The sequence below is a fragment of the Streptomyces sp. NPDC107517 genome (assembly GCF_055582645.1).
Map to the genome: position 1 here is coordinate 669,571 of NZ_JBVJPM010000002.1, position 26,637 is coordinate 696,207.

Sequence of the window (26,637 nt, forward strand, 5' to 3'; positions counted from 1 at the left end):
CGGCCGGCCGAGCAGCCTGAGCGCATGACGGACAACTCTGAGCGCATGACGGACAGCAGGGCACGCCTCGACCATGTCGTGCTCTGGGTCAGCGACCCGGTGGCCGCGGCGGACTTCTACGAGCAGGCCGTCGGCCTCGAAGCCCTCAGGGTCGCCGAGTTCACGGAGGGCACGGTCTCGTTCCCCTCGGTGCGGCTCAACGAGGAGACCATCCTCGACCTCGCGCCGCTGTCCATGGCGCCCCGCATGAACATGGTGCCGGGCGGCGACAAGAGCGCCGGCCACCCGGTCAACCACGTGTGCATCGCCTTGACCGAAGGCGGCTACGACAGCCTGCGCGCCCGTCTGGAAGGGCGCGAGGTGCCGGTCTCGGACCACGGCCGCCACTCCTACGGCGCCCGCGGCCCGGCCGTCCGCAGTTTCTACTTCCGCGACCCCGACGGGAACGTCTTCGAAGCGCGTTACTACGAAGAGGCCTGAAGGTCAGGTGACGAAGAGGCCTGAAGGCCGGATACGGGGCGCGGCCCTGCTCGTACAGGGGTTGGCTGCACAGAGGGGCCGACTGCACGCGGTGGCTGTACCGGGGTGCGGTTCAGCGGCGCGCACGGCCGCGCGACCGGCCGCCTGTCCGGCCGCGGTCGAGCAGGGCCACGCCCAGGGCGGCCAGGCCGATCTGGATCAGCCACTCCACCCAGTCGACCCCCTTGGTGTCCGCGACACCGATGCCCGCGGCGATGGCCGAACCGAGCAGCGCGGCCACGATGCCGACGACGACCGTCGCCAGGATGCCGATGCGCTGACGGCCCGGCAGGGCGAGCCGGCCCAGGACGCCGATGACGATGCCGATCACTATCGCGCTGATGACGCCGGAAATCTCCATGTCCCCACGACTCCCTAGAACCCGGGCACGCGGCGCCCGGGACGTTGTCTCCAGGTCTCTTCCCCTTGACGAGCCGTCCAGTCCGGGCCGCTGCCGGGGTACGGGTCGTCCAGTGAACAGAGGGGTCCGCGCTGCCTAGAGTGACCGGTCATGACCACAAATGATCAGGCCACTGCCTCTTTTGCCGTACACATCCCGGACGTTGAACTCGATCCGGAGCCCCTCGATCCGGAGCAGATCGTCTCGGGCGCCCCTGTCGTCACGGGCAAGGTGCTCTGGGAGTCCGCCGACGGCAAGCAGCTGAGGGGCATCTGGCAGATCACGCCGGGCACGGTGACGGACACCGAGGCGAACGAGCTGTTCGTGGTCGTCTCCGGTCGCGCCACGGTCGAGGTCGAGGGCGGGCAGACGCTGGAGGTGGGCCCCGGCGACGCGGCCGTACTGCGCGAGGGCGACCGTACGACATGGACCGTGCACGAGACCCTGCGGAAGGCGTACCACATCACGCTGCCCTGACCGGCGCCATGGTGGCCTGATCGCCGACTGCCGCCACGCCGCCCTGATCACGCCGTCGCGGGCCGCCGGGTGAAGAGGGCGAGCGCGGCGAGCGGCAGCAGGAGGCAGGCCGCGGCCAGGTTGAGCCAGGCATAGCCCGCCGTCGCCACGACCAGGCCGGCTGCCGCGCCGCCGACGCCCGCCGCCGTGTTCATGGTCAGGTCGGACAGGCCCTGCGCGGCGGCCCGCGCCGCCTGCGGCACCGAGTCGGTCAGCAGCGCCGAACCGGAGACGAGGCCGGCGGACCAGCCGAGCCCCAGCACGAACAGGCCCGCGGCGGTCTGCCCGTGGCTGCCGCCCGCCGTGCCCGCGAGCAGCGCCGCGCAGGCGAGCAGGCCGACGGCGAGGCCGATCACGGAGAGCCGCCCGAGCCGGTCCGACAGCCGGCCCATCACCGGCGAGAACGCGTACATGCCCGCGATGTGCCCGCTGATGACCAGGCCGATGAGGTCGATGCTCGCACCGTGACGGCCGAGGTCGACAGGTGTCATCGACATGATCGACACCATCGCGGTGTGCGAGACGGCGACGGTCACGAGGGCGAGCCGGGCGCGCGGCGACGCGGCGACCGCGGCGAACCCGGCACGGATCGACCGCCCTCCGGCCGACTTCTCCTGCTCGGGATCCAGGGCGCGGGCGGTGAGGAGCGGGTCGGGGCGCAGCAGGAGCTGCACCATGACGGCCGAGACGAGGAAGACCCCGGCCGCCCACAGGAAGGGGCCCGCCGCCGCGGGGATGCCGAGCCCGGCGACGCTGCGGCCCGCGGGCGCCGCGATGTTGGGCCCGAGCACCGCGCCGATCGTCGTGGCCCACACGACATTCGAGATCGCCCGCGCCCGACGCTGCGGCTCGGCCAGGTCGGCGGCCGCGAACCGCGCCTGGAGGTTGGCCGACGAGGCGGCGCCGAACCCGGCCATGCCGATGAGCAGCAGCGGGAAGCTCCCCACCGCGGCTGCCAGCACGACGACCCCGGCTCCCAGTGCGCCGATCAGATACGCGAGGACGAGCCCGGGCCGGCGCCCCCGCGCCGTCATCAGGGCGGCGAGCGGAACGGACAGCAGGGCGGTTCCGGCGACCGTCGCGGTCGGCGCGAGCCCTGAGAGTGCCTCGTCCCCGCTGACCTGCTTGGCGAGCACGGCGGCGAGCGCGATACCGGTGGCGACGCCGAGCCCGCCGAGTATCTGGCTCGCGACGAGTACGGCGGTGACACGGCGGCGCAGGCCGGCCAGGTCCTGGGGCGTCTCGGGGACGGAAGGGCGGCGGCGCGCGGCGGAATCGGGTATGAGCACCGGCGCAGTGTCCCAGCCGGCACCCACTCTCGAACACCGGGCATCCCCGCGCGGCCCGGCGCCGACCAGGGCCTGGGTCTCGGAAGAGTTCGCTCCCGCGCCTTCGGAACAGCCGCTCCCGCGTCTCGGAAGAGTGGCTCCCGCGCCTCAGAACAGCGGCTGCGGAAGGACACCCTCCAGGGCGAGCAGCTGCCGTTTCGTCTCCAGGCCGCCGCCGAACCCGCCGATGCCGCCGTCGCTCTCCACGACGCGGTGGCACGGCACCACGACCGGCAGGGGATTGGCACCCATGGCCACGCCCACCGCCTGCGCCGCCCCCGGCTGTCCGACGCGGCCCGCCAGATCCCCGTAACCGACGACCGAGCCGAACGGGACGCCGGACGCCAGCTCGCGCAGGACCTGCCGGTTGAACCCGGAGATCAGCGACCAGTCGAGCGGCAGCTCGAAGTCGCGCCGCTCACCGGCGAAGTAGGCCTTCAGCTGGCGTACGGACTCGGCCAGGAGCGGCGAGTCCGGGGCCTCGACCGGCTCGGTCCCGAGCCGGGAACCGAGCCGCTCGACCGCGGAGTCCCGCACGGCGGGGGAGGCGTGGAAGACGACATTCACCAGGCCGGCGTCCGTCGCGGCGAGGAGCAGCGGCCCGATGTCCGTGCCGACGACCGCCCAGACGACCGTCAGCCCGGCCCCGTCTCCGCTCCTGTCCCCGGCGGCGCTTTCCCCAGTGGCTTTGTGCCCAGTGGCGTTCATACCGACCACCGTAGGGGGAGCCACTGACAACGGCCCGCGCCGTCGCCCGGCCCGGCCTCCTCCTGCCCGTCGTCCGCTCTACCGGTCGCCGCCCACCGCCTTGCGCGCGACGTCGGGGAAGTTCGAGATGATGCCGTCCACGCCGAGGCCGGCCACGCGCCGCGCGGTCGCCGCGTCGTTCACGGTCCAGGTGAAGAGTTTCAGGCGCTTGCCGTGCGGACCCCTGAAGGCGTGCACCGCGGCGACGTATCCGGCGGAGATCGTCCCGTTGCTGGGGTTGATCAGGTCGGCGAACTGGGCGTACCGGGGCAGGTCGCCCTTGGCGGGGGTGCCGAGGAAACCTGTCGTGATGTCCGGGCGGCGCTTGTGCACGGTCCGTACGCTGTTGGCGCTGAAGCTCTGGATCACCAGGCGGTTCCTGACGTGGTCGCGGTCGAGCCAGCCCTCCCGGCCGAGCACGCGCAGGATGTCCCCCTCGATGCCCGGGTAGAGTTCCGGGTTCTTGACCTCCATGAGGAGCTTCTGGTGGTTGTGGTCGACCCGGTCCAGGTACTGGGTGAGGGTCGGGACGCGGGCACCCTTGAACTTCGCGCCCTTCCAGCGGCCGGCGTCGAGCCTGGCGATCTCCGCGGCGGTGAAGTCACGGACGTTGTACGGGGCGCGGCCGGGGAAGACCTGTTCCACGTTCGTGGTGCGTGCCAGATTCGTGTCGTGGATGACGACGAGCCGTCCGTCCTTGGTCCGCTGCACGTCGTTCTCGACCCAGTCGAAGCCGAGCTTGTCCGCCTTGTCGATGGCCTGCAGGGTGTTCTCGGGGGCGTACCCGGAGGCGCCGCGGTGTGCGACGACGACGGGTGCGGCGTGCTGCGGGGCCGCCTCCGCGGCGGTGGGGAGGACCAGGACGCCGACGAATCCCACCAGGGCGGCGGTCGCGGTGGCTGCGCGTGCGGACACGTGTACTCCTCGCGTCGAGGGATCAAGGACTGAACGACAGTGACAGTGAGTTGCCAACGGAAGACAGGTGAAGGATGGCCACACACTGAACGGAGTGGTGGGAGGACGTGCACCCCGAGGGTGGGTGTCGTGAGGCTTTGCCGGAAAATCGTTCAGACGTTCCCGCGAGAGCCTTAATCTCTGCTCCAATCGCGGTCGCTCCGGCAGCCGCTGCCAGGGGCACAAACGGAACGCATCACGAACATCAGAAGCATCAGGAACATCAGGGCGGAAGGGCTGCGGCGGATGCAGGGCACGGTCGACGGATTCAGCTATGGACTGGTGACGCCGCTGGTGGCGTTCTTCATGGCCTGCCTCGGCGGGGCGCTGGGCCTGCGCTGCACCACCAGATCGCTGCTCGTCACCCAGTCCTGGCGGCCCGGCTGGCTCGCGCTCGGCTCGGCGGCGATCGGGTCCGGAATCTGGACGATGCACTTCATCGCGATGATGGGCTTCCGCGTGCAGGGCACCCCGATCCACTACGACAAACCGACGACCTTCGCGAGCCTGGGCGTCGCCATCGTCATGGTCGGGATCGGGATCTTCATCGTCGGCTACCGGGGTGCTACGGGGACGGCCCTGTTCACCGGCGGCACGGTCACCGGACTGGGCGTCGCCTCGATGCACTACCTCGGCATGGCCGGCATGCGCCTGCACGGGACGCTTCAGTACAACACCTTCACCGTCGGCGTCTCCGTGGTGATCGCCATGGCCGCCGCCACCGCCGCGCTCTGGGCCGCGGTCCAGGTCAGGGGGTTCAGCTGGAGCGTCGGCGCGAGCCTGGTCATGGGCCTCGCGGTCACCGGCATGCACTACACCGGAATGGCCGCACTCAGGGTCCAGGTGCACGCGAGCGGCGGGACCCCTGCCGGTGACGCTCCCGCCGAACTCCTCGCGCCGCTGATGATCGGCCCCCTGTGCTTCCTGCTGCTGGCCGGCGTCGTGGTGGTGTTCGACCCGATGATGATGACGGGCAGGCCCGACCGGAGGGACGCCGTCGAGGCCGCGAACAGGGCGGGCCGGACGGTGCGCCCGCTGCGGCGGGCAGGCTGATCCGGCCCCGTTGTCAGTGCGGGGTCGTACGGTGGATTCCATGCGGCCCGTATCCAAGATCGAACGCACGGTGGCGCCTTTCGAGGTCGTCAGTCCCTACCAGCCAAGCGGCGACCAGCCGACAGCCATCGCCGACCTGGAGCGGCGTATCACCGCAGGTGAGAAGGATGTCGTCCTCCTCGGTGCGACCGGAACAGGCAAGTCCGCCACCACCGCGTGGATGATCGAGAAGCTCCAGCGCCCCACCCTCGTGATGGCGCCGAACAAGACGCTGGCCGCCCAGCTGGCCAACGAGTTCCGCGAGCTGCTGCCGAACAACGCGGTCGAGTACTTCGTCTCGTACTACGACTACTACCAGCCCGAGGCGTACGTCCCGCAGTCGGACACCTACATCGAGAAGGACTCCTCGATCAACGAGGAGGTGGAGCGCCTGCGCCACTCCGCGACGAACTCGCTGCTCACCCGGCGTGACGTCGTCGTGGTCGCCTCCGTCTCGTGCATCTACGGCCTGGGCACGCCGCAGGAGTACGTCGACCGCATGGTGTCGCTCAAGGTCGGCGACGAGATCGACCGGGACGATCTGCTGCGCCGCTTCGTCGACATCCAGTACACGCGCAACGACGTGGCCTTCAGCCGCGGCACGTTCCGCGTCCGCGGCGACACCATCGAGATCTTCCCGGTCTACGAGGAGCTCGCCGTCCGCATCGAGATGTTCGGCGACGAGATCGAGTCGCTCTCCACTCTCCACCCCCTCACCGGCGAGGTCATCAGCGACGACGAGTCGCTGTACGTCTTCCCGGCCACGCACTACGTGGCGGGCCCCGAGCGCCTGGAGCGCGCGGCCAACGACATCGAGAAGGAGCTCGGGGAGCGCCTCGCGGAGCTGGAGAAGCAGGGCAAGATGCTCGAGGCCCAGCGGCTGCGCATGCGCACCACGTACGACCTCGAGATGCTCCGTCAGATCGGCTCCTGCTCCGGCGTGGAGAACTACTCGATGCACTTCGACGGCCGCTCGCCCGGCTCCCCGCCGAACACACTGCTCGACTACTTCCCGGACGACTTCCTCCTCGTCATCGACGAGTCGCATGTCACCGTGCCGCAGATCGGCGCCATGTACGAGGGCGACGCCTCCCGCAAGCGCACCCTCGTCGACCACGGCTTCCGGCTCCCGTCCGCCCTGGACAACCGCCCTCTGAAGTGGGAGGAGTTCCAGGAGCGCATCGGCCAGACCGTCTATCTGTCGGCCACCCCGGGCAAGTACGAGCTCGCGCGCGGCGACGGCTTCGTGGAGCAGATCATCCGTCCCACGGGCCTCATCGACCCCGAGGTCGTGGTCAAGCCCACCGAGGGCCAGATCGACGACCTGGTGCACGAGATCCGCAAGCGCACCGAGAAGGACGAGCGCGTCCTTGTCACCACGCTCACCAAGAAGATGGCCGAGGACCTCACCGAGTACTTCCTGGAGCTCGGCATCCAGGTGCGCTACCTGCACAGCGACGTCGACACACTGCGCCGCGTGGAGCTGCTGCGCGAACTGCGCGCGGGTGAGTACGACGTCCTCGTCGGCATCAACCTGCTCCGCGAGGGCCTCGACCTGCCCGAGGTCTCCCTGGTGGCGATCCTCGACGCCGACAAGGAGGGCTTCCTGCGCTCCGGCACCTCCCTGATCCAGACCATCGGCCGCGCCGCGCGCAACGTGTCCGGCCAGGTCCATATGTACGCGGACAAGATGACCCCGGCGATGGAGAAGGCCATCGACGAGACCAACCGCCGCCGGGAGAAGCAGATCGCGTACAACAAGGAAATGGGGATCGACCCCCAGCCCCTCCGTAAGAAGATCAACGACATCGTCGCGTCCATCGCGCGCGAGGACGTCGACACCGAGGAACTCCTCGGCTCCGGCTACCGCAAGGGAGCGAAGGACGGCAAGGGTGCCAAGGCGCCCGTGCCCGCGCTCGCCAAGGCCGGCGCCAAGAAGACCGGTGGCAAGGCCGCCAAGGGCAAGGCGGCGCAGACGGTGCCCACCGACCGTCCTGCGGCCGAACTCGCCGAGCAGATCGAGGAGTTGACCGAACGGATGCGGGCGGCCGCCGCGGATCTCCAGTTCGAGATCGCCGCGCGCCTGCGTGACGAGGTGTCGGAGATGAAGAAGGAGTTGCGCCAGATGAAGGAAGCCGGGCTGGCCTGACGCACCCCGCACGCCTCACGGCACCCCGCACGCCCCACGGCATGCCGGACGGATCCGGCATGCCGCACGGTCTGTTGCAACACCGACACAAAGTCCTTGCCGATGGGCGGCGTTGTCAGCGGCCCTGCGTAGGGTTCCCTCAACCGTCCGGACGGACGGTGCAGAGCACAGTTCGAGAGGGGACGGACGCGTGACGGCCAACTTTTCCAAGGGTCCGGGTGTCAACCTGAGCAAGGGCCAGGCGATCAGCCTGCAGAAGCAGGACGGGGGCAACCTCACGGCCGTCCGGATGGGACTCGGCTGGCAGGCCGCCCCGCGCCGCGGCCTGTTCGGGACCCGCACGCGGGAGATCGACCTCGACGCCTCGGCGGTCCTGTTCGCGGACAAGCAGCCGGTGGACGTCGTCTTCTTCCGCCACCTCGTCAGCGACGACGGCTCGGTGCGCCACACCGGTGACAACCTCGTCGGCGGCGCCGGCCAGGGAGGCGACGACGAGGCGATCCTCGTCGACCTCCAGCGCGTCCCGGTCCACATCGACCAGATCGTCTTCACGGTGAACTCGTTCACCGGCCAGACCTTCCAGGAGGTGCAGAACGCGTTCTGCCGCCTGGTCGACGAGACCAACGGCCAGGAGTTGGCCCGCTACACGCTCGACGGCGGCGGCCAGTACACCGCCCAGATCATGGCGAAGGTGCACCGCGCGGGCGCCGGCTGGCAGATGACCGCCCTGGGCGCGCCGGCCAACGGCCGCACGTTCCAGGACCTCATGCCGGCGATCCTGCCGGGCCTGTGAGGTAGCGGGGACGCGCGAGCAGACGGACGGGACGAGGGGGAGAAGGCGATGACGGCCGAGCTGGTCCGGGGGCAGAACCACCCCCTCACCCAGACCCGTCTGGAGATCCGCGTGTCGGCGGGAACGCCGATCGTGGCGGGCGCGACACTCAGCGACGACCGGGGCAAGGTGCACGGCCGCGACTGGGTCGCGCACCCCGGTGCCCCCGCGCTGCCGGGGCTCGAGGTCCCCCGGCAGGCGGCGGCCGACCATCGCCTCGCCGTCGACCTGGACGCCGTGCCCGAGGCCGCCCACCGGGTCAGCGTGCTGCTCGCGCTGCCCACCGGACCCGGTGACCCCGACCGCTTCGGCGCGGTCGCGGCCCCCTTCGTCGCCATCACCGGGCTCGACGGCCGCGAGGTCGCCAGCTACACGATCACCGACCTCGACGCCGAGTCCGCCGTCGTAGCCCTGGAGCTGTATCGCCGCCAGGGCGCGTGGAAGGTGCGCGCGGTGGGCCAGGGATATGCCGACGGCCTCGGGGCACTCCTGACGGACCAAGGGCTCCCGGACGCGGGAGCTCTCGCCGGCGAGATCGGCGAAGCGGTGGCGCGGGGGCTCGCACGTACGGTGGCGCCGCCTCCGCCCCGGTCGGCGGCCACCGGGGCGAGCGCCATGGCGGACACCGGAGCGGGGGCGTCCGTCGCCGGCGGCGCGATGCCGAGCACCACCCCGCCCCGCTCCCAGCAGCCCCAGTCACCCCCCGAACCCCAGTCACCCCCCGCCCCGCGGCCGACGCACGAGCCTCAGCCGCAGGGCCACGCCTCCGGCCGGACGGGCGGCACGGGCCCGGTCGACTACACGCACCCCGGCCGCCAGGCCCCCGCACCGCCCGCCCCCGCGCCCACCGCGTCCCCCGGCGCGCCGGGGCAGCCCGCCGTCCCCGTCGCCGGTGACGCGACCGGCTGGTCCATGGACGAGCGGCTCTACAACCAGGTGTGGGGCATGTTCGAGGATCTGGCCCGCAGTGTCGCCGCGTACCGCAGTGCCGTCGACTTCGCGGACTCCCGTATGGAGCAGGAGCTCGACAAGGTCCTGTCCGACCCGCGCGGCCGGATCGGCGGCCAGGGCGACGCCGCGCGCGAGGCCGCCCGCACCAAGCGCGTCCGACTTGTCGATCAGGCGCGAGAGGCCCTCGACCGCGACCTCGCGCAGCTGGCCGCCGAGTCCGCCGTCGTCGAGCCCGCCCTGCCCCCGGCCTACGCGGGCTGGGACAACCCGGTCTGGCACGCGTACCGCAGCCCCATGGAGATCCCGATGGCCGTGCGCCTGGGCGACCTCCAGCTGCCCGAGTCCCGCGGCCTCGGCCTGCGCATCCCGATGCTCGTGCGGCTGCCCCTGGAGCGCGGCATGTGGATCGACAGCGGCCGCTCGGGCGCGGACGCGCTCACCGAGTCCGACGAGCTGCGACGCCGCGCCGTGCGGAGCGCCGTCGAGCACGCGGCGCGGCTTCTCGCCGTCTACCCGGCGGGCGAGTTCGCCGTGCACGTCATCGACCCGGCCGGATCGGCGGCGGGGGCGCTCGTCCCACTCGTGCGGGCCGGAGTGCTCGCCGGGCCGCCGGCCGCCGGGGTGGCGGGCGTCTCCGAGGTGCTCGCGCGGCTCGTCCAGCGCGTGGATCTCGTGCAGATGGCGGTCCGGGGCGGAGCGGCCGACGCGCTGCCGCCCGACCTGGACACCGCCGAGCAACTGCTGATCGTCAACGACTTCCCGCACGGCTTCGACGACCGCGCGGTGACCCGGCTGCGCTACCTCGCCGACGAGGGCCCGGCCGTCGGCGTCCACCTGCTGATGGTCGCCGACCGTGAGGACGCCGCCGAGTACGGGCCGGTCCTCGACCCGCTCTGGCGCGCGCTGCTGCGCCTCACGCCCGTACCCGACGACCACCTCGCCGACCCCTGGGTGGGACACGCGTGGACGTACGAGCCGCCGAATGTCCCGCCCGGCAGCCGGATCCTGGAGCAGGTCCTCGATGAGGTCGCGAGAGCGCGACGAGAGCAGGGCATCTGACCCCTCCGAACAGCGCTTTTGAACTTATCTTTACCGAACCCTTTACGTTTCATGGGTGTTTCCCGTAGGCTCCGACGAGCGGAGGGGAGTACTCCCGAACGCGGCGTTCCCGTCAATACGGACCGAAACCGGTCCCGGGGCGCCGGCCCGGGGCGAGCTGAGGCCGCCCCGGGTGGAAGAGACCTCCGGCAGCGACGACGCTGATCAGTAGCCGTACGACGCCGGAGGCGCAGTGGACGTATCGATGACCCTTTGGGTGCTGACCATTCTTGGTCTGGTCGCCCTGATCGCGGTCGACTTCTTCATCGGGCGCAAGCCCCACGACGTATCGATCAAGGAAGCCGGAATCTGGACGGTCGTCTGGATCGTGCTGGCCGTCCTCTTCGGGGTCGGTCTGCTGATCTGGGGGAACTCGCAGGCTTCGGGAGAGTTCTTCGCCGGCTTCATCACCGAGAAGTCGCTGAGTGTCGACAACCTCTTCGTCTTCATCCTGATCATGGCGAAGTTCTCGGTGCCGTCCCAGCTCCAGCAGCGCGTCCTGCTGTTCGGTGTGCTGATCGCGCTGGTGCTGCGCGCCATCTTCATCGCGGCCGGTGCCGCCGTCATCGCCAACTTCTCGTGGGTCTTCTACATCTTCGGCGCGTTCCTCATCTACACCGCCTGGAAGCTGATCCAGGAAGCGATGTCGGACGACGAGGAAGACGAGTTCGAGGAGAACCGCCTCCTCAAGTCCATCGAGAAGAAGTTCGGCGTCGCCGACCGGTACCACGGCACGAAGCTGTTCATCCGGGTCAACGGCAAGCGGATCCTGACCCCGCTCATGGTCGTCATGCTCGCGATCGGCACGACCGACGTGCTGTTCGCGATGGACTCGATCCCGGCGATCTTCGGCCTGACCCAGGACCCGTACATCGTCTTCACGGCCAACGCGTTCGCGCTGATGGGTCTGCGCCAGCTGTACTTCCTCATCGGCGGACTCCTCAGGAAGCTGGTCTACCTCAGCTACGGCCTGTCGGTGATCCTCGGCTTCATCGGCGTGAAGCTCGTCCTGCACGCGCTGCACGAGTCCGGGGTGCACGTGCCGGAGATCTCCATCCCGGTCTCCCTGGCCGTCATCTGCGGCGTCCTGGCGGTCACCACCGTCGCCAGCCTCATCGCCTCCAGGAAGCAGGCGCAGAAGCAGGCCCTCGACGGCGGGGACGACGGCGACCAGGACGGCGACGCGACCGACGACGCCCGCAAGGACAGCGTCAAGGCCTGACCCGCCCGGCACAGAGCTCGGCGTAGAGCCCGGGGCGCAGGGCCCGGCACAAGGCCCGGCTCGGAGCTCGGCACAGGGAAGGAGCGCGCGGCTGCCGGCCGCGCGCTCCTTCCCTCGTTCGGGCCCCGCACGCACGCGCCCGTCCCGAAGTCGCGGCCCCCGCACCGCCGGTGCACCATCAAAGGCATGATCGCTGGGCTTCGGAGACTGGTCACGCAATGGACGGCCGTCGTCCCCGTCCTCGCGGTCGTCCTGCTGGTGTTCACCTGGGGACGCTCAGTGCCCGGTGCCGTCGTCGCCGTCGTCTCCGTCGTGCTCGCGGCGTCCGTGCTCGCGGCCGTCCACCACGCCGAGGTGGTGGCCCACCGCGTCGGTGAACCCTTCGGCTCCCTCGTACTCGCCGTCGCCGTCACCGTCATCGAGGTGGCGCTGATCGTCACCCTGATGGTCGACGGCGGCGAGAAGGGCGCCACGCTCGCCCGCGACACCGTCTTCGCCGCCGTCATGATCACCTGCAACGGCATCGTCGGACTGAGCCTGCTCGCCGCCGCGTTCCGCCACCGCATCGCCGTCTTCCAGTCCGAGGGCACGGGCGGCGCGCTCGCCACGGTCGCCACCCTGGCCACGCTCTGCCTGGTCCTGCCGACGTTCACCACGAGCAAGCCCGGCCCGGAGTTCTCCACGACGCAGCTGATCTTCGCGGCCTCCGCCGCACTCGTCCTGTACGGGATCTTCGTGGCGACCCAGACAGTGCGGCACCGCGACTACTTCCTGCCGGTCACCAAGCAGGGCAACGTCATCGACGGCGACGACCACGCGGACGCGCCCACCACCCGCACCGCCCTGATCAGCCTCGGGTTCCTCGCGCTCGCCCTCGTCGCCGTCGTCGGCCTCGCCAAAGGTGTGTCCCCGACGATCGAGGCGGGCGTCGAAGCGGCCGGGATGCCGCACTCCGTCGTCGGCGTGATCATCGCGCTGCTCGTCCTGCTGCCCGAGACGATCGCGGCCCTGCGCGCGGCCCGCCGCGACCGTGTCCAGACGAGCCTCAACCTCGCGCTCGGCTCCGCGATGGCCAGTATCGGACTGACCGTCCCGGCCGTCGCCATCGCCTCGTTCTGGCTGTCGGGGCCCCTCGTCCTCGGACTCGGCGCCACACAGATGGTGCTGCTGGTCCTGACGATGCTGGTGAGCACGCTGACCGTCGTCCCCGGCCGCGCCACCCCGCTCCAGGGCGGAGTCCACCTCGTGGTGTTCGCCGCGTACGTGGAGCTCGCCGTCACGCCCTGACGGTCAGGGTGGTCGGTCATGGTGATACGCCCGGGCAGCACCGGGACGCCTCGTGATAGACCCTGGGTGAGCAGCCGCCCGACGCACGGAGGTCCCCTGTGCCCCGCACCCTCGACAACGCCCCGATCATGGTTCTGAACGGCCCGAACCTGAATCTCCTCGGCCGCCGGCAGCCGGAGATCTACGGGTCCGACACCCTCGCGGACGTCGAGGCAGTGTGTGCCAAGGCCGCGGCCGTGCACGGCGGGAGCGTCGACTTCCGGCAGTCCAACCATGAGGGCGAGCTGGTGGACTGGATTCACGAGGCGCGCCAGAACCACGTGGGCATCGTGATCAACCCGGCCGCCTACTCGCACACCTCGGTCGCGATCCTGGACGCCCTCAACGCGTGCGACGGCCTGCCGGTCATCGAGGTCCACATCTCCAACATCCACCAGCGCGAGGAGTTCAGGCACCACTCCTACGTGTCCCTCCGGGCGGATGGCGTGATCGCCGGATGCGGCGTTCAGGGATACGCGTTCGCGGTGGAGCGGGTGGCGGCCCTCGCGGAGCCCGGCGTCGCGACGGTCTAGTACCGCCGGTCCTCGAAGCTCCGTGGAGTGAACACGCCCGGCGCGGCCGGGCGTTGACTCACCAGCCGCGCTCGCGCCACTCCGGCAGATGCGGACGCTCGGCGCCGAGCGTCGTGTCGTTCCCGTGCCCGGGGTAGACCCACGTCTCGTCGGGGAGCCGGTCGAAGATCTTCGACTCGACGTCGTCGATCAGGCTCGCGAAGGCCTTCGGGTCCTTCCACGTGTTCCCCACGCCGCCCGGGAACAGACAGTCCCCGGTGAAGACATGGGGGTGGCCGTGCGGGTCGTCGTAGACGAGGGCGATCGAGCCGGGCGTGTGGCCGACCAGATGCCGGGCGGTCAGCGAGACCCGGCCGACGTTGATCGTGTCCCCGTCCTCGACGAGCACGTCCGTGGGCACCGGGATGCCCTCCGCGTCGTAACGGCCCGCGTATGTACGCGGGCCGGTGACCTCCACGACCCGGGCGAGCGCCTGCCAGTGGTCCCCGTGCTGATGCGTCGTGACGACGGACGCGATGCCGTCGTCCCCGATCAGGGTCAGCAGCGTCTCCGGGTCGGCGGCCGCGTCGATCAGGAGCTGCTCGCCGGTGGCGCGGCAGCGCAGCAGATACGCGTTGTTGTTCATCGCGCCGACCGCGACCTTGGAGATCATCAGGTTCTGCAGCTCGTGCACATCCGCCGGGCCGCCGACCTTCACCGCTCCGCTGTACGTCATGGACTCAGCCTATAGCGGGGGTACGACAGGCAGCGGGCCGCCGTCGACGGTGAGCCCGGAGCCGTCGCGCCGTCCCGAGAGCCAGCCGAGCAGCTCCGGGGCGGGACCCCCGACGCCGATCGGACCCGTACCGGCGCCGCCGCCCGTCGTCCAGGCCCGGCCGCCGTCCGACTTCAGACCGGTCGACGGCATGTCCTGGTGCCCCGCGAAGCGCTCGGCGAGGAAGTCGATCTCCCGCTCGACGAACTCCGACGGCAGATCCTCCAGCTCGTACCCGATCCCGAGGTCGACGTGGTGCAGGTCGACCTCGGCCCAGCGCCGGAAGGGGATCCGGGAGGCGGAGTCCTTGACGCCGTTGCGCAGCTCGACCGTGCGCGCCCAGTCGGCCGGGGCCTCGGCCCGGCGATCGAAGCCTGCGGCGCTGGTCCGCAGGTCATCGAGCTGCTCCCGAAGGTCGCGCGGCGCGTCCCGCTCGATGTCCGCGTCGCGCGCCTCGGCGCTCGGGTACATGGGCAGGCCCGCGAGCACGTTCGCGAGTGCGTCCGCGTTACGGGCGAGGTGGGCGAGGACGTGTCCCCGGGTCCAGCCGGGAAGCCGTGACGACTCGGCCACAGCCGCGTTGTCCAGCGTGCCGACAGCGGTGAGGAGCCGGTCGGTTGCTTCACGTACAGAAGCCAGGTCGCGCACATGATCGCTCATGGCGCAGACGATAGCGCCGCCACTCGATCGGGTGAAGGCGGCCGACCGAGGCCAAGAATCGAATGTACGTGCTATAAGCTCGGAAGCGGCATCGGGCATTCTTGGTGGTCCGGGTTTGTTACCAACCATGGAAAACAGTCCATCGCTGACGGTGGCCCCCCTAGTCTCGAAAGACAGGGGCCCCGCCCCTGTTGCTTCTCTCAAGAAAGGTGCGGACCGGCGTGGCCGACCGTCTCATCGTCCGTGGCGCGCGCGAGCACAATCTCCGTAACGTCTCGCTCGACCTCCCGCGCGACTCGCTCATCGTCTTCACGGGTCTGTCGGGGTCCGGCAAGTCGTCGCTCGCCTTCGACACGATCTTCGCCGAGGGGCAGCGGCGGTACGTCGAGTCGCTCTCCTCGTACGCCCGTCAGTTCCTCGGCCAGATGGACAAGCCGGACGTCGACTTCATCGAGGGCCTCTCCCCGGCCGTCTCGATCGACCAGAAGTCGACGTCGCGCAACCCGCGCTCCACGGTCGGCACCATCACCGAGGTCTACGACTACCTGCGTCTGCTCTTCGCGCGCATCGGCAAGCCGCACTGTCCCGAGTGCGGCCGCCCCATCTCGCGCCAGTCGCCGCAGGCCATCGTCGACAAGGTCCTCGACCTGCCCGAGGGCAGCCGCTTCCAGGTCCTGTCGCCGCTCGTGCGCGAGCGCAAGGGCGAGTTCGTCGACCTCTTCGCCGACCTCCAGACCAAGGGGTACAGCCGCGCCCGGGTCGACGGACAGACGATCCAGCTGTCGGAACCGCCCACCCTGAAGAAGCAGGAGAAGCACACCATCGAGGTGGTCGTCGACCGCCTCACGGTGAAGGAGTCCGCCAAGCGCCGCCTGACCGACTCCGTGGAGACCGCGCTCGGTCTCTCCGGAGGCATGGTCGTGCTCGACTTCGTCGACCTCTCCGAGGACGACCCCGAGCGCGAGCGCATGTACTCGGAGCACCTGTACTGCCCGTACGACGACCTGTCCTTCGAGGAGCTGGAGCCGCGCTCCTTCTCCTTCAACTCGCCCTTCGGCGCCTGCCCGGACTGCACCGGCATCGGCACGCGCATGGAGGTCGACCCCGAGCTGATCATCCCGGACGAGGACAAGTCCCTCGACGAGGGCGCCATCCACCCCTGGTCGCACGGACACACCAAGGACTACTTCGGACGCCTCATCGGCGCCCTCGCGGACGCGTTGGGATTCCGGACCGACATCCCCTTCGCGGGCCTGCCGCAGCGCGCCAAGAAGGCCCTCCTGTACGGCCACAAGACGCAGATCGAGGTCCGCTACCGCAACCGGTACGGCCGCGAGCGGGTCTACACGACGCCGTTCGAAGGCGCCGTCCCGTTCGTCAAGCGGCGCCACAGCGAGGCCGAGAGCGACTCCAGCCGCGAGCGCTTCGAGGGCTACATGCGCGAGGTGCCCTGCCCCACCTGTGAGGGCACGCGCCTGAAGCCGATCGTCCTCGCCGTCACGGTGATGGAGAAGTCCATCGCCGAGGTCTCCGCGATGTCCATCAGCGACTGCGCGGACTTCCTGGGCGAGCTGAAGCTCAACGCGCGCGACAAGAAGATCGCCGAGCGGGTCCTCAAGGAGGTCAACGAGCGGCTGCGGTTCCTCGTCGACGTAGGCCTCGACTACCTCTCGCTCAACCGCGCGGCCGGCACCCTCTCCGGAGGCGAGGCCCAGCGCATCCGCCTCGCCACGCAGATCGGCTCCGGCCTGGTCGGCGTGCTCTACGTCCTGGACGAGCCCTCGATCGGCCTGCACCAGCGCGACAACCACCGCCTGATCGAGACCCTCGTACGGCTGCGCGACATGGGCAACACGCTCATCGTCGTCGAGCACGACGAGGACACCATCAAGGTCGCCGACTGGGTCGTGGACATCGGCCCCGGCGCGGGTGAGCACGGCGGCAAGGTCGTCCACAGCGGTCCCTTGAAGGAGCTGCTCGCCAACGCCGAGTCGATGACCGGCCAGTACCTGTCGGGCAAGAAGTCCATCCCGCTGCCGGACATCCGGCGCCCCGTGGACCCGACCCGCAGGCTGACCGTGCACGGCGCCCGCGAGAACAACCTGCGCGACATCGACGTGTCGTTCCCGCTCGGCGTCCTGACCGCGGTCACCGGTGTCTCCGGTTCCGGCAAGTCGACGCTGGTCAACGACATCCTGTACACACACCTCGCCCGCGAACTGAACGGGGCGCGCAGCGTTCCCGGGCGGCACACGCGCGTGGAGGGCGACGACCTCGTCGACAAGGTCGTGCACGTCGACCAGTCGCCGATCGGCCGCACCCCGCGCTCGAACCCGGCGACGTACACCGGAGTCTTCGACCACGTCCGCAAGCTGTTCGCCGAGACCACCGAGGCGAAGGTCCGCGGCTATCTGCCCGGACGCTTCTCCTTCAACGTCAAGGGCGGCCGCTGCGAGAACTGCTCCGGCGACGGCACGATCAAGATCGAGATGAACTTCCTGCCGGACGTCTACGTCCCGTGCGAGGTCTGTCACGGGGCGCGCTACAACCGCGAGACGCTGGACGTCCACTACAAGGGCAAGTCCATCGCCGAGGTCCTGGACATGCCCATCGAGGAGGCGCTCGGCTTCTTCGAGGCGGTCCCGGGCATCGCCCGCCACCTGCGCACGCTGAACGACGTGGGCCTCGGTTACGTCCGGCTCGGGCAGTCCGCGCCGACCCTCTCCGGAGGCGAGGCGCAGCGCGTGAAGCTGGCCAGCGAGCTGCAGAAGCGGTCCACGGGACGCACCGTCTACGTTCTCGACGAGCCGACCACCGGTCTGCACTTCGAGGACATCAGCAAGCTCATCACCGTCCTGTCGGGCCTCGTCGACAAGGGGAACTCGGTGATCGTCATCGAGCACAACCTCGACGTCATCAAGACCGCCGACTGGGTCGTCGACATGGGCCCCGAGGGCGGTAACGGCGGCGGCCTCGTCGTCGCCGAGGGCACCCCAGAGGAGGTCGCGGGCGAACCGGCCAGTCACACCGGCAAGTTCCTGCGCGACATCCTCGGCGCCGACCGGTTCAGCGACGCGTCGGTGCCCGCGGCGCGTACGAAGAAGACGCTGGCCACGGCGAAGAAGGCCGCGGCCGCGAAGAAGACCGTCTCGGCGAGCGCGAAGGCCCCGGCGAAGAAGGTGGCCAGGGCCAACACCACGACGGCCGGCAAGACCGCCACGAAGGCCGCGGCGAAGAAGGTCACCGCCGCCAAGAAGACCGCGACCAAGTCCACGCGGGCCGGCAAGGCCTGACCGCGGGCGGTCCGCGACCGCACGAAAAACGCCTGGCGCCCCACGGGAACTCCCCGTGGGGCGCCGGGCGTTCAGCTGTCAGCCACCCTGGCCCTGCGGCTCGACGACAGCCGCCCGAGCGGGTGAACGGCCGCTACAGCGGGGGGAGTTCGGATGCGTACGGGGGTTCGGCGCCCGCCCGCGAGCAGGTGACCGCCGCCGCGCGTGCGGCGAACCGCAGCAGCCGGTGCCAGTCGTCCTCGCCCAGGCCCGCCACCGCCTCCACGGACAGCGCGTCCCACGCGGCCAGACCGTGCATCAGCGCCGCGTTCACAGTGTCGCCCGCGCCGATCGTGTCGACGACATCGACCCGCTCACCCGGTACGTCGTAGCGCGCGCCGCCCCGCGTGAAGACCGTCAGGCCGTCGCCGCCCCGCGTGATCACGACGGCCGCTGGACCCGAGGCCAGCCACTCCCGCGGGGTGCCGCCCAGCCACTGCGCGTCCTCCTCGGACAGCTTGAGCAGGCCGGTCGAGGGCAGCCAGCTCTTGAAGCGCGCCCGGTACGCGTCCGGGTCGGGGATGAGGACGGCCCGGATGTTCGGGTCGAGCGCGGTGAACACGCCCTGGGCCGAGGCCGACCGCATCAGCTCCTCGTACGCGCTCGCGCCCGGCTCGAGAACCAGCGAGCACGTACCGAACGACACCGCGCGTGTGCCCGGCGGGAGCCGGTCGGGCACCGAGAAGAGACGGTCGGCCGTGCCGTCGACGTAGAACGAGTAACCGGCCGATCCGTCCGCGGCGATCGACGCGACCGCCAGCGTCGTCGGTTCGTCGCCCCGCTGGACGTACGACACGTCGACACCAGCCCGCGCGAGCCCGCCGAGCAGCGCCTCGCCGAACGCGTCGCGGGAGACCCGTGAGTAGAAGGCCACGGGGGAGCCGAGCCGGCCGACGGCCACCGCGGTGTTGAAGGGGCCGCCGCCGAGCCGGGGCGCGAGCGCGGGCAGGTCGCCACCGTCATCGGCGGCCCCGCCCTGCGGCACGAGGTCGATCAGAGCCTCTCCGGCGACGACTATCACGGGTGGATCCTTTCGGGCTGAACGGCGGAGCGGTGCGGCAGTGCTGGAGTGGTGAAGTGCTGAGGCGCGGTGGATCGGAGGGGCAGGGGGCGAGGCACAGGCTAGAGGCTCGCGGGCTCGGGCACACCGCCCCGGCCGGAAGCGGGCACGTCCGGGACCGACTCGGGCAGAGCCTGCGTGTCGGGACGCGGCGCGGCCACCGGGACGGCCGTGAACGTGGCGAGCGTCGCGGCCATGAGCGGAGAGGCGGGCGCGGAGCCGAGGCTCGACGAGAGGGTCCCCCGAGCCGTCACGCACGCCACCGGTATGGTCGGATCTGCGACCGATGTGCGCCTTGGGTGCAGCAGCGGCCCACCCCACCCCCACTGATCCCTGGAGTCCTCATGCCCGGCACGTCGCCCGCCCGTCGAACCGTTTTGCGGGGTGCCGCCCTCGCCGGGACCGCGGGGGTCGGGATCTCCGCCTGCTCGACGGGGGGATCGGACGACGGCGCCGAGTCGGTGCCGACGGCCCCGGTCGACCTCGGCAGGGCCGACGAGGTGCCCGTGGGCGGCGTCAAGCTGTACCGGGACGAGAACGTGGTGGTCAGCCGTCCGGCGGCCGACAAGTACGCCGCGTTCAGCACCATCTGCACGCACGCGGGGTGCCCCATCAGCATGCTGGAGGGCACGGAACTCACGTGTTCCTGCCACGGCAGCAAGTTCGACGCCGAGACCGGCAAGGTGCTGCACGACCCGGCGACGCAGCCGCTGGCGAAGGTGCCGGTCGTGGTGAAGAACGGCAAGATCGTCGCGGGCCCGGAGGCCTGACCGGGCCCGGACATGGACGCGGACCCGGATGAGTCCGGGCCTGCCCAGGTCGATCAGCCCCAGAGCCCCCACCTGATCGGCCCCACCCTGCCGATCACCCCGGGTCCCTCGGACCCAGTCCTCTCACTCCCAGTCCCAGCCGATCCCCAGGATCCCCGCCCGCACCTGCGGCTCCACCACATGGACGGCGCGGTGGCTCACGCTGAGTGGCAGGTCCTGACGGCCGCCGCGCGGGGCCGCCGCCGAGTGCTGGGTGAAGCGATGACAGCGCATGGGCAGGACGCCCTCGGCGAATCTGACCTGGAGCGCGTACTGCCCGCCCGCGAAGCCGAAGCCGCGCAGATACTCCGATGAAGGGCCCGCCGTGCCGTCCTCGAAGCCGTAGCGGAAGAGGAACGTGTCGCCGGCCCGCAGCCGCGCGTCGAAGAGGAGCTCCGCCACCACGACGCCCGTCCCGCGGTGCCGGCGCACCCGCCCGGTACGGCAGTTCTCCAGGGCCCGCACCGAGACGTGATCGGTGCTGCATCCCGGGTCTCCGTGGTGGACGGCCACATAGCGGTCCACACCGTCCTGGTGGGCGCGCACGATGTGCTGGGAGTCGAGGCCGAGGAGCTCGCGGCGCGCCCCGATCCGCACCCGCTCGTGGTGGCCGACCGTGTGCAGGCCGCCGTCCGGAGGCGAGCCGAGCTCGGCGAGGAACTGCTCGAGGACGCCCGAGGCCTCGACGAGCGAGCGGTAGGAGCGGGTCGAGGGGCGCTGGCGGGCCGTGTGTTCCTCGTCCCTGGCGAGCAGCCGGATCAGGGACTCGTCGGGCAGGTCCAGGATCTCCTCCAGGGCGCGCACGGCCCGCAGCGACTCGGTGCGCTGCGGGCGTCTCGCCCCCTGCTGCCAGTAGCTCAGACTGGTGACGCCGACCGTGACGCCGCGCCGGGTCAGATGGTGCTGCACACGGTGCAGCGGCAGCCCGCGCGCGGTGATCGCGGCCCGCAGGGCGACATGGAAGGGCCCGGCCCGCAGGGCCGTCTCCAGTGCGGGCGCGCCGACGTCCGCGTGCTGTGTGCCGTACGACATCCAGGGCCCTCCCCCGTGCATCCTCACAACGGCCTTCCGGCCGGGGCGTGCGCGGCCCCAATTCACCCGGCATTGAAGCGTGTTGATCTGAACCGGACAAGACTCGCTGCGCAAACCGTCTCGCCGGGCGGGCGCCGGACCGCTCCGGGAATCGCGCGGGCAACCTCACTGTCGGTGGCCGCAAGTAGGGTGTCTGACATGGCCGACCCTTCCAGCTACCGCCCCCAGCCGGGACAGATTCCGGACTCCCCAGGGGTGTACAGGTTCCGTGACGAGCACCGCCGGGTGATCTACGTCGGGAAGGCGAAAAGCCTGCGCCAGCGCCTGGCCAACTACTTCCAGGACCTGGCGAACCTGCATCCCCGCACCCGCACCATGGTCACCACGGCCGCGTCCGTGGAGTGGACCGTGGTGTCCACGGAGGTCGAGGCGCTCCAGCTGGAGTACTCCTGGATCAAGGAGTACGACCCCCGGTTCAACGTCAAGTACCGCGACGACAAGAGCTATCCCTACCTCGCGGTGACGATGAACGAGGAGTTCCCGCGCGTGCAGGTCATGCGCGGCCAGAAGAAGAAGGGCGTGCGCTACTTCGGCCCCTACGGGCATGCCTGGGCCATCCGCGACACCGTCGACCTGCTGCTTCGTGTCTTCCCGGTCCGCACCTGCTCCGCCGGCGTCTTCAAGAACGCCGCCCGCACCGGCCGCCCCTGCCTCCTCGGCTACATCGGCAAGTGCTCGGCCCCCTGCGTGGGCCGCGTCTCGCCCGAGGAGCACCGCGAACTGGCGGAGGACTTCTGCGACTTCATGACCGGCCGCACCGGCACGTACATCCGCCGTCTCGAGAAGGACATGACGGACGCCGCCGAGGAGATGGAGTACGAGCGCGCCGCGCGCCTGCGTGACGACATAGAGGCGCTGCGCAAGGCGATGGAGAAGAGCGCCGTCGTCCTCGCCGATGCCACGGACGCCGACCTGGTCGCCCTCGCCGAGGACGAGCTGGAGGCCGCTGTGCAGATCTTCCATGTGCGGGGCGGGCGCGTGCGCGGCCAGCGCGGCTGGGTCACGGACAAGGTCGAGGCGGTCACCAGCGGTGACCTCGTCGAGCACGCGCTCCAGCAGCTGTACGGCGAGGAGCGCGGGGACGCCGTTCCCAAGGAGGTCCTCGTGCCCGCGCTGCCCGAGCCGCTGGAACCCGTACAGGAGTGGCTCACCACGCGCCGCGGGTCGAACGTGTCCCTGAGGATCCCGCAGCGCGGCGACAAGAAGGCCCTCATGGAGACGGTCCACAGGAACGCGCAGCAGGCGCTCGCGCTCCACAAGACCAAGCGCGCCTCCGACCTCACCACGCGCTCGCGCGCCCTGGAGGAGATCGCCGGGGCTCTTGAGCTGGACAGCGCCCCGCTGCGCATCGAGTGCTACGACATCTCCCACCTCCAGGGCGACGACGTCGTGGCCTCGATGGTCGTCTTCGAGGACGGACTGGCCAGGAAGAGCGAGTACCGGCGCTTCCAGATCAAGGGCTTCGAGGGGCAGGACGACGTCCGCTCGATGCACGAGGTGATCACGCGCCGCTTCAAGCGCTATCTGGCGGCGCAGGAGAAGTCGGGGGAGTGGTCCGACACCGAGCCGGCGGACGAGGACGGCCCGCTCGAGTCCCGTCTCACCGAGGACGACGGTCGCCCCAAGCGGTTCGCGTACCCGCCCCAGCTGGTCGTCGTCGACGGCGGGCAGCCGCAGGTCGCGGCGGCCAAGCGGGCGCTGGACGAACTGGGCATCGACGACATCGCGGTGTGCGGCCTGGCCAAGCGCCTCGAAGAGGTCTGGGTGCCCGACGAGGACGACCCGGTGATCCTTCCGCGCACCAGCGAGGGCCTCTATCTCCTCCAGCGCGTGCGTGACGAGGCGCACCGCTTCGCGATCACGTACCAGCGCGCCAAGCGGGCCAAGCGCTTCCGGGCCGGGCCGCTCGACGAGGTGCCCGGTCTCGGGGACGCGCGCAAGCAGGCCCTGATCAAGCACTTCGGTTCGGTGAAGCGCCTGCGATCGGCCACAATCGATCAGATCTGCGAGGTTCCCGGCATAGGCCGCAAGACGGCGGAGACGATCGTGGCGGCCTTCGCGAGCGCGGAGCCCGCCGCACCGGCCGTGAACACGGCCACAGGAGAGATCATTGAAGACGAGGACCCCACGGCCACGGCCGTGGCCACCTCGGAAGGACGACGGGGGCAGGAGCCATGAACGAGAACGAGCAGGGCGAACAGGCACCACAGTCGGCCCCCGATGACCCGGCGGGCCAGGCGGCGGAGACAGACGGAGCACAGGTGAGTACGGGTACGACGAGCGAGACCCCCGGGGTGCCGGAAGCGGCGATCCCCGAACTGGTGATCATCTCCGGGATGTCCGGCGCCGGGCGTTCCACGGCCGCCAAGTGTCTGGAGGACCTCGGCTGGTTCGTCGTCGACAACCTGCCGCCCGCGCTGATCCCCACGATGGTCGAGCTCGGCGCCCGCTCCCAGGGCAATGTCGCCCGGATCGCCGTCGTCGTCGACGTGCGCGGCCGCCGCTTCTTCGACGACCTCCACCAGTCCCTCGCCGACCTGGAGTCCCGCCAGGTCACCCGGCGCATCGTGTTCCTGGAGTCCTCCGACGAGGCCCTGGTGCGCCGCTTCGAGTCCGTGCGCCGCCCCCACCCCCTCCAGGGCGACGGCCGCATCGTCGACGGGATCGCGGCCGAGCGCACGCTCCTGCGCGAGCTGCGCGGCGACGCCGACCTGGTCATCGACACCTCCAGCCTGAACGTGCACGAGCTGCGCGCCAAGATGGACGCCCAGTTCGCCGGCGACGAGGAGCCCGAGCTGCGGGCCACGGTCATGTCGTTCGGCTTCAAGTACGGCCTGCCCGTCGACGCCGACCTGGTCGTCGACATGCGCTTCCTGCCGAACCCGCACTGGGTCCCCGAGCTGCGCCCCTTCACCGGCCTCAACGACGAGGTGGCGAACTACGTCTTCGGCCAGCCCGGCGCCAAGGAGTTCCTGGACCGTTACACCGAACTGCTCCAGCTCATCGCCGCCGGATACCGCCGCGAGGGCAAGCGGTACGTGACGATCGCGGTCGGCTGCACCGGAGGCAAGCACCGCTCCGTCGCGATGTCGGAGAAGCTCGCCGCGCGCATCGCGGCGGAAGGCGTGGAGACCGTGGTCGTCCACCGGGACATGGGCCGCGAATGACCGGTCGCACACTCCGGCTCGGCAGCAGGCTCCGCCGGGTCACCCCTCCCACGGGCAGCCGGCGCGGCGCCCAGCCCAAGGTCGTCGCCCTCGGGGGCGGCATGGGCCTGTCCGCGTCCCTGGCGGCCCTGCGTCGCATCACCGGCGACCTCACCGCCGTGGTGACCGTCGCCGACGACGGCGGCTCCAGCGGCCGGCTCCGCGACGAGCTGGGCGTCCTGCCGCCCGGCGACCTGCGCAAGGCCCTCGCGGCCCTGTGCGGCGACGACGAATGGGGCCAGACCTGGGCCCGCGTCATCCAGCACCGTTTCCAGTCCCAGGGCGACCTGCACGAGCACGCCGTCGGCAATCTGCTCATCGTCGCTCTGTGGGAGCAGCTCGGCGACCATGTGCAGGCTCTCGACCTGGTCGGCAAGCTGCTGGGCGCGCAGGGGCGCGTACTGCCCATGTCCGCGGTGCCGCTGGAGCTCCAGGCCCTGGTCAAGGGGCACGACCCGGCCCGCCCCGACGACATAGACACGGTGCGCGGCCAGGCCACGGTGGCGCTCACCCCCGGCGAGGTGCAGTCCGTGCATCTCGTGCCGCACGACCCGCCGGCCGTCCCCGAGGCGGTCGCCGCGGTGCTCGACGCCGACTGGGTGGTGCTCGGTCCCGGCTCCTGGTTCTCCTCCGTGATCCCGCACCTGCTGGTCCCCGAACTGCTCGACGCGCTGATCGCGACGAAGGCCCGCAGGGTCCTCTCGCTGAACCTCGCGCCGCAGCCCGGAGAAACCGAGGGGTTCTCACCGCAGCGTCATTTGGAGGTTTTGGGACGACACGCCCCTAAACTCGCCCTGGACGTGGTGCTGGCCGACGAGGCCGCCGTGCCCGACCGCGAGTCCCTGACCGACGCCGCCAAGGAGGGCTTCGGCGCTGCGGTCGAGCTGGCGCCTGTGGCCAGGCCCGACGGGACTCCGAGGCACGATCCGGAGCTGTTGGCCGCCGCGTACGACCGTATTTTTCGGATGCATGGAAGGATCGGCCCATGGCGATGACGGCAGCGGTGAAGGACGAGATCTCCCGGCTTCCCGTCACCCGGACCTGCTGCAGAAAGGCAGAGGTCTCGGCCATCCTGCGCTTCGCGGGCGGGCTCCACCTGGTGAGCGGCCGCATCGTGATCGAGGCGGAGCTGGACACCGCGATGGCGGCACGACGGCTGAAGCGGGACATCCTCGAGATCTTCGGGCACAGCTCGGAACTGATCGTGATGGCGCCCGGCGGGCTGCGCCGGGGCTCGCGCTTCGTCGTACGGGTCGTGGCCGGCGGTGACCAGCTGGCGCGCCAGACCGGTCTCGTCGACGGCCGCGGCCGCCCGATCCGGGGTCTCCCGCCGCAGGTGGTCTCGGGGGCCACCTGCGACGCCGAGGCCGCCTGGCGCGGGGCCTTCCTGGCGCACGGCTCGCTCACCGAGCCCGGCCGCTCCTCCTCCCTCGAGGTGACCTGCCCCGGCCCGGAGGCCGCGCTGGCCCTGGTAGGGGCCGCACGCCGCCTCCAGATCGCGGGCAAGGCCCGTGAGGTACGGGGTGTGGACCGTGTCGTCGTACGGGACGGGGACGCCATCGGCGCCCTGCTCACCCGTATGGGGGCGCACGAGTCGGTGCTCGCCTGGGAGGAGCGGCGGATGCGGCGCGAGGTCCGCGCCACCGCCAACCGCCTGGCCAACTTCGACGACGCGAACCTGCGCCGCTCGGCGCGCGCCGCCGTCGCCGCCGGAGCCCGCGTGCAGCGCGCCCTGGAGATCCTCGCCGACGAGGTGCCCGAGCACCTCGCGGCCGCCGGCCGGCTGCGCATGGAGCACAAGCAGGCCTCCCTGGAGGAGCTGGGCGCGCTCGCCGACCCGCCGCTGACGAAGGACGCAGTCGCGGGCCGCATCCGCCGCCTGCTCGCGATGGCCGACAAGCGGGCCCAGGACATGGGCATCCCGGGCACGGAGTCGAACATCAGCGAGGAGATGGCCGACAACCTCGCCGGCTGACCCCTCGGCGGAATCCCTCACGCCGGTGCCGGCGCCCTGCCGGGGCCCGGGCACCGGCGTTTTCGCTGCCCGTGGGGACTGC

General features: G+C 70.9%; 24 protein-coding genes. 15 read left to right on the forward strand and 9 right to left on the reverse strand.

Going from position 1 to position 26,637, the window contains the following annotated elements; translation table 11 throughout:
* Positions 1–45: 45 nt before the first annotated feature.
* Positions 46–480 (forward strand): VOC family protein, encoded by a 435-nt coding sequence (locus ACZ67T_RS06800; RefSeq protein ID WP_469982293.1) that lies wholly within the window; start codon positions 46–48, stop codon positions 478–480.
* Between the two features lie 112 nt (positions 481–592).
* Here the strand turns inward: ACZ67T_RS06800 and ACZ67T_RS06805 are convergent, their stop codons facing one another.
* On the reverse strand, positions 593–880 hold the full coding sequence (locus tag ACZ67T_RS06805; RefSeq protein WP_469981980.1) for a GlsB/YeaQ/YmgE family stress response membrane protein: 288 nt from the start codon (positions 878–880) through the stop codon (positions 593–595).
* A gap of 150 nt (positions 881–1,030) precedes the next feature.
* Here ACZ67T_RS06805 and ACZ67T_RS06810 point away from each other — a divergent pair, with 150 nt between their 5' ends.
* Positions 1,031–1,396 carry a cupin domain-containing protein gene (locus ACZ67T_RS06810; RefSeq protein ID WP_469981982.1) on the forward strand — a complete coding sequence of 122 codons (366 nt, stop codon included), beginning with the start codon at positions 1,031–1,033 and terminating at the stop codon, positions 1,394–1,396.
* Positions 1,397–1,443: 47 nt separating this feature from the next.
* Here the strand turns inward: ACZ67T_RS06810 and ACZ67T_RS06815 are convergent, their stop codons facing one another.
* The 3 genes from ACZ67T_RS06815 to ACZ67T_RS06825 form a co-directional block, all read right to left on the reverse strand.
* Positions 1,444–2,718, reverse strand: coding sequence for an MFS transporter (locus ACZ67T_RS06815; protein ID WP_469982295.1), 1,275 nt, complete (start codon positions 2,716–2,718; stop codon positions 1,444–1,446).
* A gap of 153 nt (positions 2,719–2,871) precedes the next feature.
* Complete coding sequence (locus tag ACZ67T_RS06820) at positions 2,872–3,471, reverse strand: methylated-DNA--[protein]-cysteine S-methyltransferase (RefSeq protein ID WP_469981984.1); 600 nt, start codon at positions 3,469–3,471, stop codon at positions 2,872–2,874.
* A gap of 78 nt (positions 3,472–3,549) precedes the next feature.
* Positions 3,550–4,425 (reverse strand): glycerophosphodiester phosphodiesterase, encoded by an 876-nt coding sequence (locus ACZ67T_RS06825; RefSeq protein WP_469981986.1) that lies wholly within the window; start codon positions 4,423–4,425, stop codon positions 3,550–3,552.
* A 285-nt stretch (positions 4,426–4,710) separates the two neighbouring features.
* On the opposite strand from ACZ67T_RS06825, the gene ACZ67T_RS06830 reads away from it, so the two are divergent.
* From ACZ67T_RS06830 to aroQ, 7 genes are all read left to right on the forward strand, one after another.
* A complete protein-coding gene (locus ACZ67T_RS06830; protein WP_469981987.1) occupies positions 4,711–5,517 on the forward strand; it encodes an MHYT domain-containing protein in 807 nt (268 codons plus the stop codon).
* 40 nt (positions 5,518–5,557) lie between these two features.
* Positions 5,558–7,705 carry an excinuclease ABC subunit UvrB gene (gene uvrB / locus ACZ67T_RS06835; RefSeq protein WP_469981988.1) on the forward strand — a complete coding sequence of 716 codons (2,148 nt, stop codon included), beginning with the start codon at positions 5,558–5,560 and terminating at the stop codon, positions 7,703–7,705.
* Between the two features lie 190 nt (positions 7,706–7,895).
* Positions 7,896–8,498, forward strand: coding sequence for a TerD family protein (locus tag ACZ67T_RS06840; RefSeq protein WP_356274585.1), 603 nt, complete (start codon positions 7,896–7,898; stop codon positions 8,496–8,498).
* Positions 8,499–8,546: 48 nt separating this feature from the next.
* Positions 8,547–10,547 carry a TerD family protein gene (locus ACZ67T_RS06845; protein ID WP_469981990.1) on the forward strand — a complete coding sequence of 667 codons (2,001 nt, stop codon included), beginning with the start codon at positions 8,547–8,549 and terminating at the stop codon, positions 10,545–10,547.
* A gap of 244 nt (positions 10,548–10,791) precedes the next feature.
* Positions 10,792–11,808, forward strand: coding sequence for a TerC family protein (locus ACZ67T_RS06850; RefSeq protein ID WP_469981992.1), 1,017 nt, complete (start codon positions 10,792–10,794; stop codon positions 11,806–11,808).
* Between the two features lie 186 nt (positions 11,809–11,994).
* On the forward strand, positions 11,995–13,095 hold the full coding sequence (locus tag ACZ67T_RS06855) for a calcium:cation antiporter (protein WP_469981994.1): 1,101 nt from the start codon (positions 11,995–11,997) through the stop codon (positions 13,093–13,095).
* A 98-nt stretch (positions 13,096–13,193) separates the two neighbouring features.
* On the forward strand, positions 13,194–13,667 hold the full coding sequence (aroQ, locus tag ACZ67T_RS06860) for a type II 3-dehydroquinate dehydratase (RefSeq protein WP_469981996.1): 474 nt from the start codon (positions 13,194–13,196) through the stop codon (positions 13,665–13,667).
* A 58-nt stretch (positions 13,668–13,725) separates the two neighbouring features.
* Here the strand turns inward: aroQ and ACZ67T_RS06865 are convergent, their stop codons facing one another.
* Together ACZ67T_RS06865 and ACZ67T_RS06870 are read right to left on the reverse strand one after the other, a co-directional pair.
* Complete coding sequence (locus tag ACZ67T_RS06865; RefSeq protein ID WP_454402711.1) at positions 13,726–14,382, reverse strand: MBL fold metallo-hydrolase; 657 nt, start codon at positions 14,380–14,382, stop codon at positions 13,726–13,728.
* A gap of 9 nt (positions 14,383–14,391) precedes the next feature.
* The gene (locus ACZ67T_RS06870) at positions 14,392–15,081 is read right to left on the reverse strand and encodes a maleylpyruvate isomerase family mycothiol-dependent enzyme (protein ID WP_469981997.1); all 690 of its coding nucleotides are present in this window, start codon (positions 15,079–15,081) and stop codon (positions 14,392–14,394) included.
* A 221-nt stretch (positions 15,082–15,302) separates the two neighbouring features.
* On the opposite strand from ACZ67T_RS06870, the gene uvrA reads away from it, so the two are divergent.
* Positions 15,303–18,374, forward strand: coding sequence for an excinuclease ABC subunit UvrA (gene uvrA, locus ACZ67T_RS06875; RefSeq protein ID WP_469981998.1), 3,072 nt, complete (start codon positions 15,303–15,305; stop codon positions 18,372–18,374).
* Positions 18,375–18,507: 133 nt separating this feature from the next.
* Here the strand turns inward: uvrA and ACZ67T_RS06880 are convergent, their stop codons facing one another.
* Complete coding sequence (locus tag ACZ67T_RS06880) at positions 18,508–19,434, reverse strand: carbohydrate kinase family protein (protein ID WP_469981999.1); 927 nt, start codon at positions 19,432–19,434, stop codon at positions 18,508–18,510.
* 101 nt (positions 19,435–19,535) lie between these two features.
* On the reverse strand, positions 19,536–19,727 hold the full coding sequence (locus ACZ67T_RS06885) for a hypothetical protein (RefSeq protein WP_469982001.1): 192 nt from the start codon (positions 19,725–19,727) through the stop codon (positions 19,536–19,538).
* A gap of 90 nt (positions 19,728–19,817) precedes the next feature.
* Here ACZ67T_RS06885 and ACZ67T_RS06890 point away from each other — a divergent pair, with 90 nt between their 5' ends.
* Positions 19,818–20,243 carry a Rieske (2Fe-2S) protein gene (locus tag ACZ67T_RS06890; protein ID WP_469982002.1) on the forward strand — a complete coding sequence of 142 codons (426 nt, stop codon included), beginning with the start codon at positions 19,818–19,820 and terminating at the stop codon, positions 20,241–20,243.
* Positions 20,244–20,366: 123 nt separating this feature from the next.
* Here the strand turns inward: ACZ67T_RS06890 and ACZ67T_RS06895 are convergent, their stop codons facing one another.
* The gene (locus ACZ67T_RS06895; protein WP_469982004.1) at positions 20,367–21,314 is read right to left on the reverse strand and encodes a hypothetical protein; all 948 of its coding nucleotides are present in this window, start codon (positions 21,312–21,314) and stop codon (positions 20,367–20,369) included.
* Between the two features lie 198 nt (positions 21,315–21,512).
* Between ACZ67T_RS06895 and uvrC the strand changes: the two genes are divergently transcribed.
* Genes uvrC through whiA form a run of 4 tightly spaced genes read left to right on the forward strand, consistent with a single transcriptional unit; the run spans position 21,513 to position 26,555 of the window.
* Positions 21,513–23,552, forward strand: coding sequence for an excinuclease ABC subunit UvrC (gene uvrC / locus ACZ67T_RS06900; protein WP_469982006.1), 2,040 nt, complete (start codon positions 21,513–21,515; stop codon positions 23,550–23,552).
* On the forward strand, positions 23,549–24,541 hold the full coding sequence (gene rapZ / locus ACZ67T_RS06905) for an RNase adapter RapZ (RefSeq protein WP_469982008.1): 993 nt from the start codon (positions 23,549–23,551) through the stop codon (positions 24,539–24,541). Before uvrC ends, rapZ begins: the two co-directional genes overlap by 4 nt.
* Positions 24,538–25,575, forward strand: a complete 1,038-nt coding sequence (locus tag ACZ67T_RS06910) for a gluconeogenesis factor YvcK family protein (protein ID WP_469982009.1) — start codon at positions 24,538–24,540, stop codon at positions 25,573–25,575. The genes rapZ and ACZ67T_RS06910 overlap by 4 nt, the downstream gene beginning before the upstream one ends.
* Positions 25,566–26,555: a DNA-binding protein WhiA gene (gene whiA, locus ACZ67T_RS06915; protein WP_100592386.1), complete on the forward strand. Its 990-nt coding sequence runs from the start codon at positions 25,566–25,568 to the stop codon at positions 26,553–26,555. The genes ACZ67T_RS06910 and whiA overlap by 10 nt, the downstream gene beginning before the upstream one ends.
* Positions 26,556–26,637: the final 82 nt, after the last annotated feature.

Bases quoted from the DNA above. Each gene is read 5' to 3' on its own strand.
- ACZ67T_RS06865 (WP_454402711.1), bottom strand. From the start codon at position 14,382: ATGACGTACAGCGGAGCGGTGAAGGTCGGCGGCCCGGCGGATGTGCAC.
- ACZ67T_RS06910 (WP_469982009.1), top strand. From the start codon at position 24,538: ATGACCGGTCGCACACTCCGGCTCGGCAGCAGGCTCCGCCGGGTCACC.
- ACZ67T_RS06810 (WP_469981982.1), top strand. From the start codon at position 1,031: ATGACCACAAATGATCAGGCCACTGCCTCTTTTGCCGTACACATCCCG.
- rapZ (WP_469982008.1), top strand. From the start codon at position 23,549: ATGAACGAGAACGAGCAGGGCGAACAGGCACCACAGTCGGCCCCCGAT.
- ACZ67T_RS06895 (WP_469982004.1), bottom strand. From the start codon at position 21,314: ATGTCGTACGGCACACAGCACGCGGACGTCGGCGCGCCCGCACTGGAG.
- uvrC (WP_469982006.1), top strand. From the start codon at position 21,513: ATGGCCGACCCTTCCAGCTACCGCCCCCAGCCGGGACAGATTCCGGAC.
- ACZ67T_RS06800 (WP_469982293.1), top strand. From the start codon at position 46: ATGACGGACAGCAGGGCACGCCTCGACCATGTCGTGCTCTGGGTCAGC.
- uvrB (WP_469981988.1), top strand. From the start codon at position 5,558: ATGCGGCCCGTATCCAAGATCGAACGCACGGTGGCGCCTTTCGAGGTC.
- ACZ67T_RS06850 (WP_469981992.1), top strand. From the start codon at position 10,792: ATGACCCTTTGGGTGCTGACCATTCTTGGTCTGGTCGCCCTGATCGCG.
- whiA (WP_100592386.1), top strand. From the start codon at position 25,566: ATGGCGATGACGGCAGCGGTGAAGGACGAGATCTCCCGGCTTCCCGTC.
- ACZ67T_RS06855 (WP_469981994.1), top strand. From the start codon at position 11,995: ATGATCGCTGGGCTTCGGAGACTGGTCACGCAATGGACGGCCGTCGTC.
- ACZ67T_RS06845 (WP_469981990.1), top strand. From the start codon at position 8,547: ATGACGGCCGAGCTGGTCCGGGGGCAGAACCACCCCCTCACCCAGACC.
- ACZ67T_RS06890 (WP_469982002.1), top strand. From the start codon at position 19,818: ATGCCCGGCACGTCGCCCGCCCGTCGAACCGTTTTGCGGGGTGCCGCC.
- ACZ67T_RS06830 (WP_469981987.1), top strand. From the start codon at position 4,711: ATGCAGGGCACGGTCGACGGATTCAGCTATGGACTGGTGACGCCGCTG.
- ACZ67T_RS06820 (WP_469981984.1), bottom strand. From the start codon at position 3,471: ATGAACGCCACTGGGCACAAAGCCACTGGGGAAAGCGCCGCCGGGGAC.
- ACZ67T_RS06805 (WP_469981980.1), bottom strand. From the start codon at position 880: ATGGAGATTTCCGGCGTCATCAGCGCGATAGTGATCGGCATCGTCATC.
- ACZ67T_RS06870 (WP_469981997.1), bottom strand. From the start codon at position 15,081: ATGAGCGATCATGTGCGCGACCTGGCTTCTGTACGTGAAGCAACCGAC.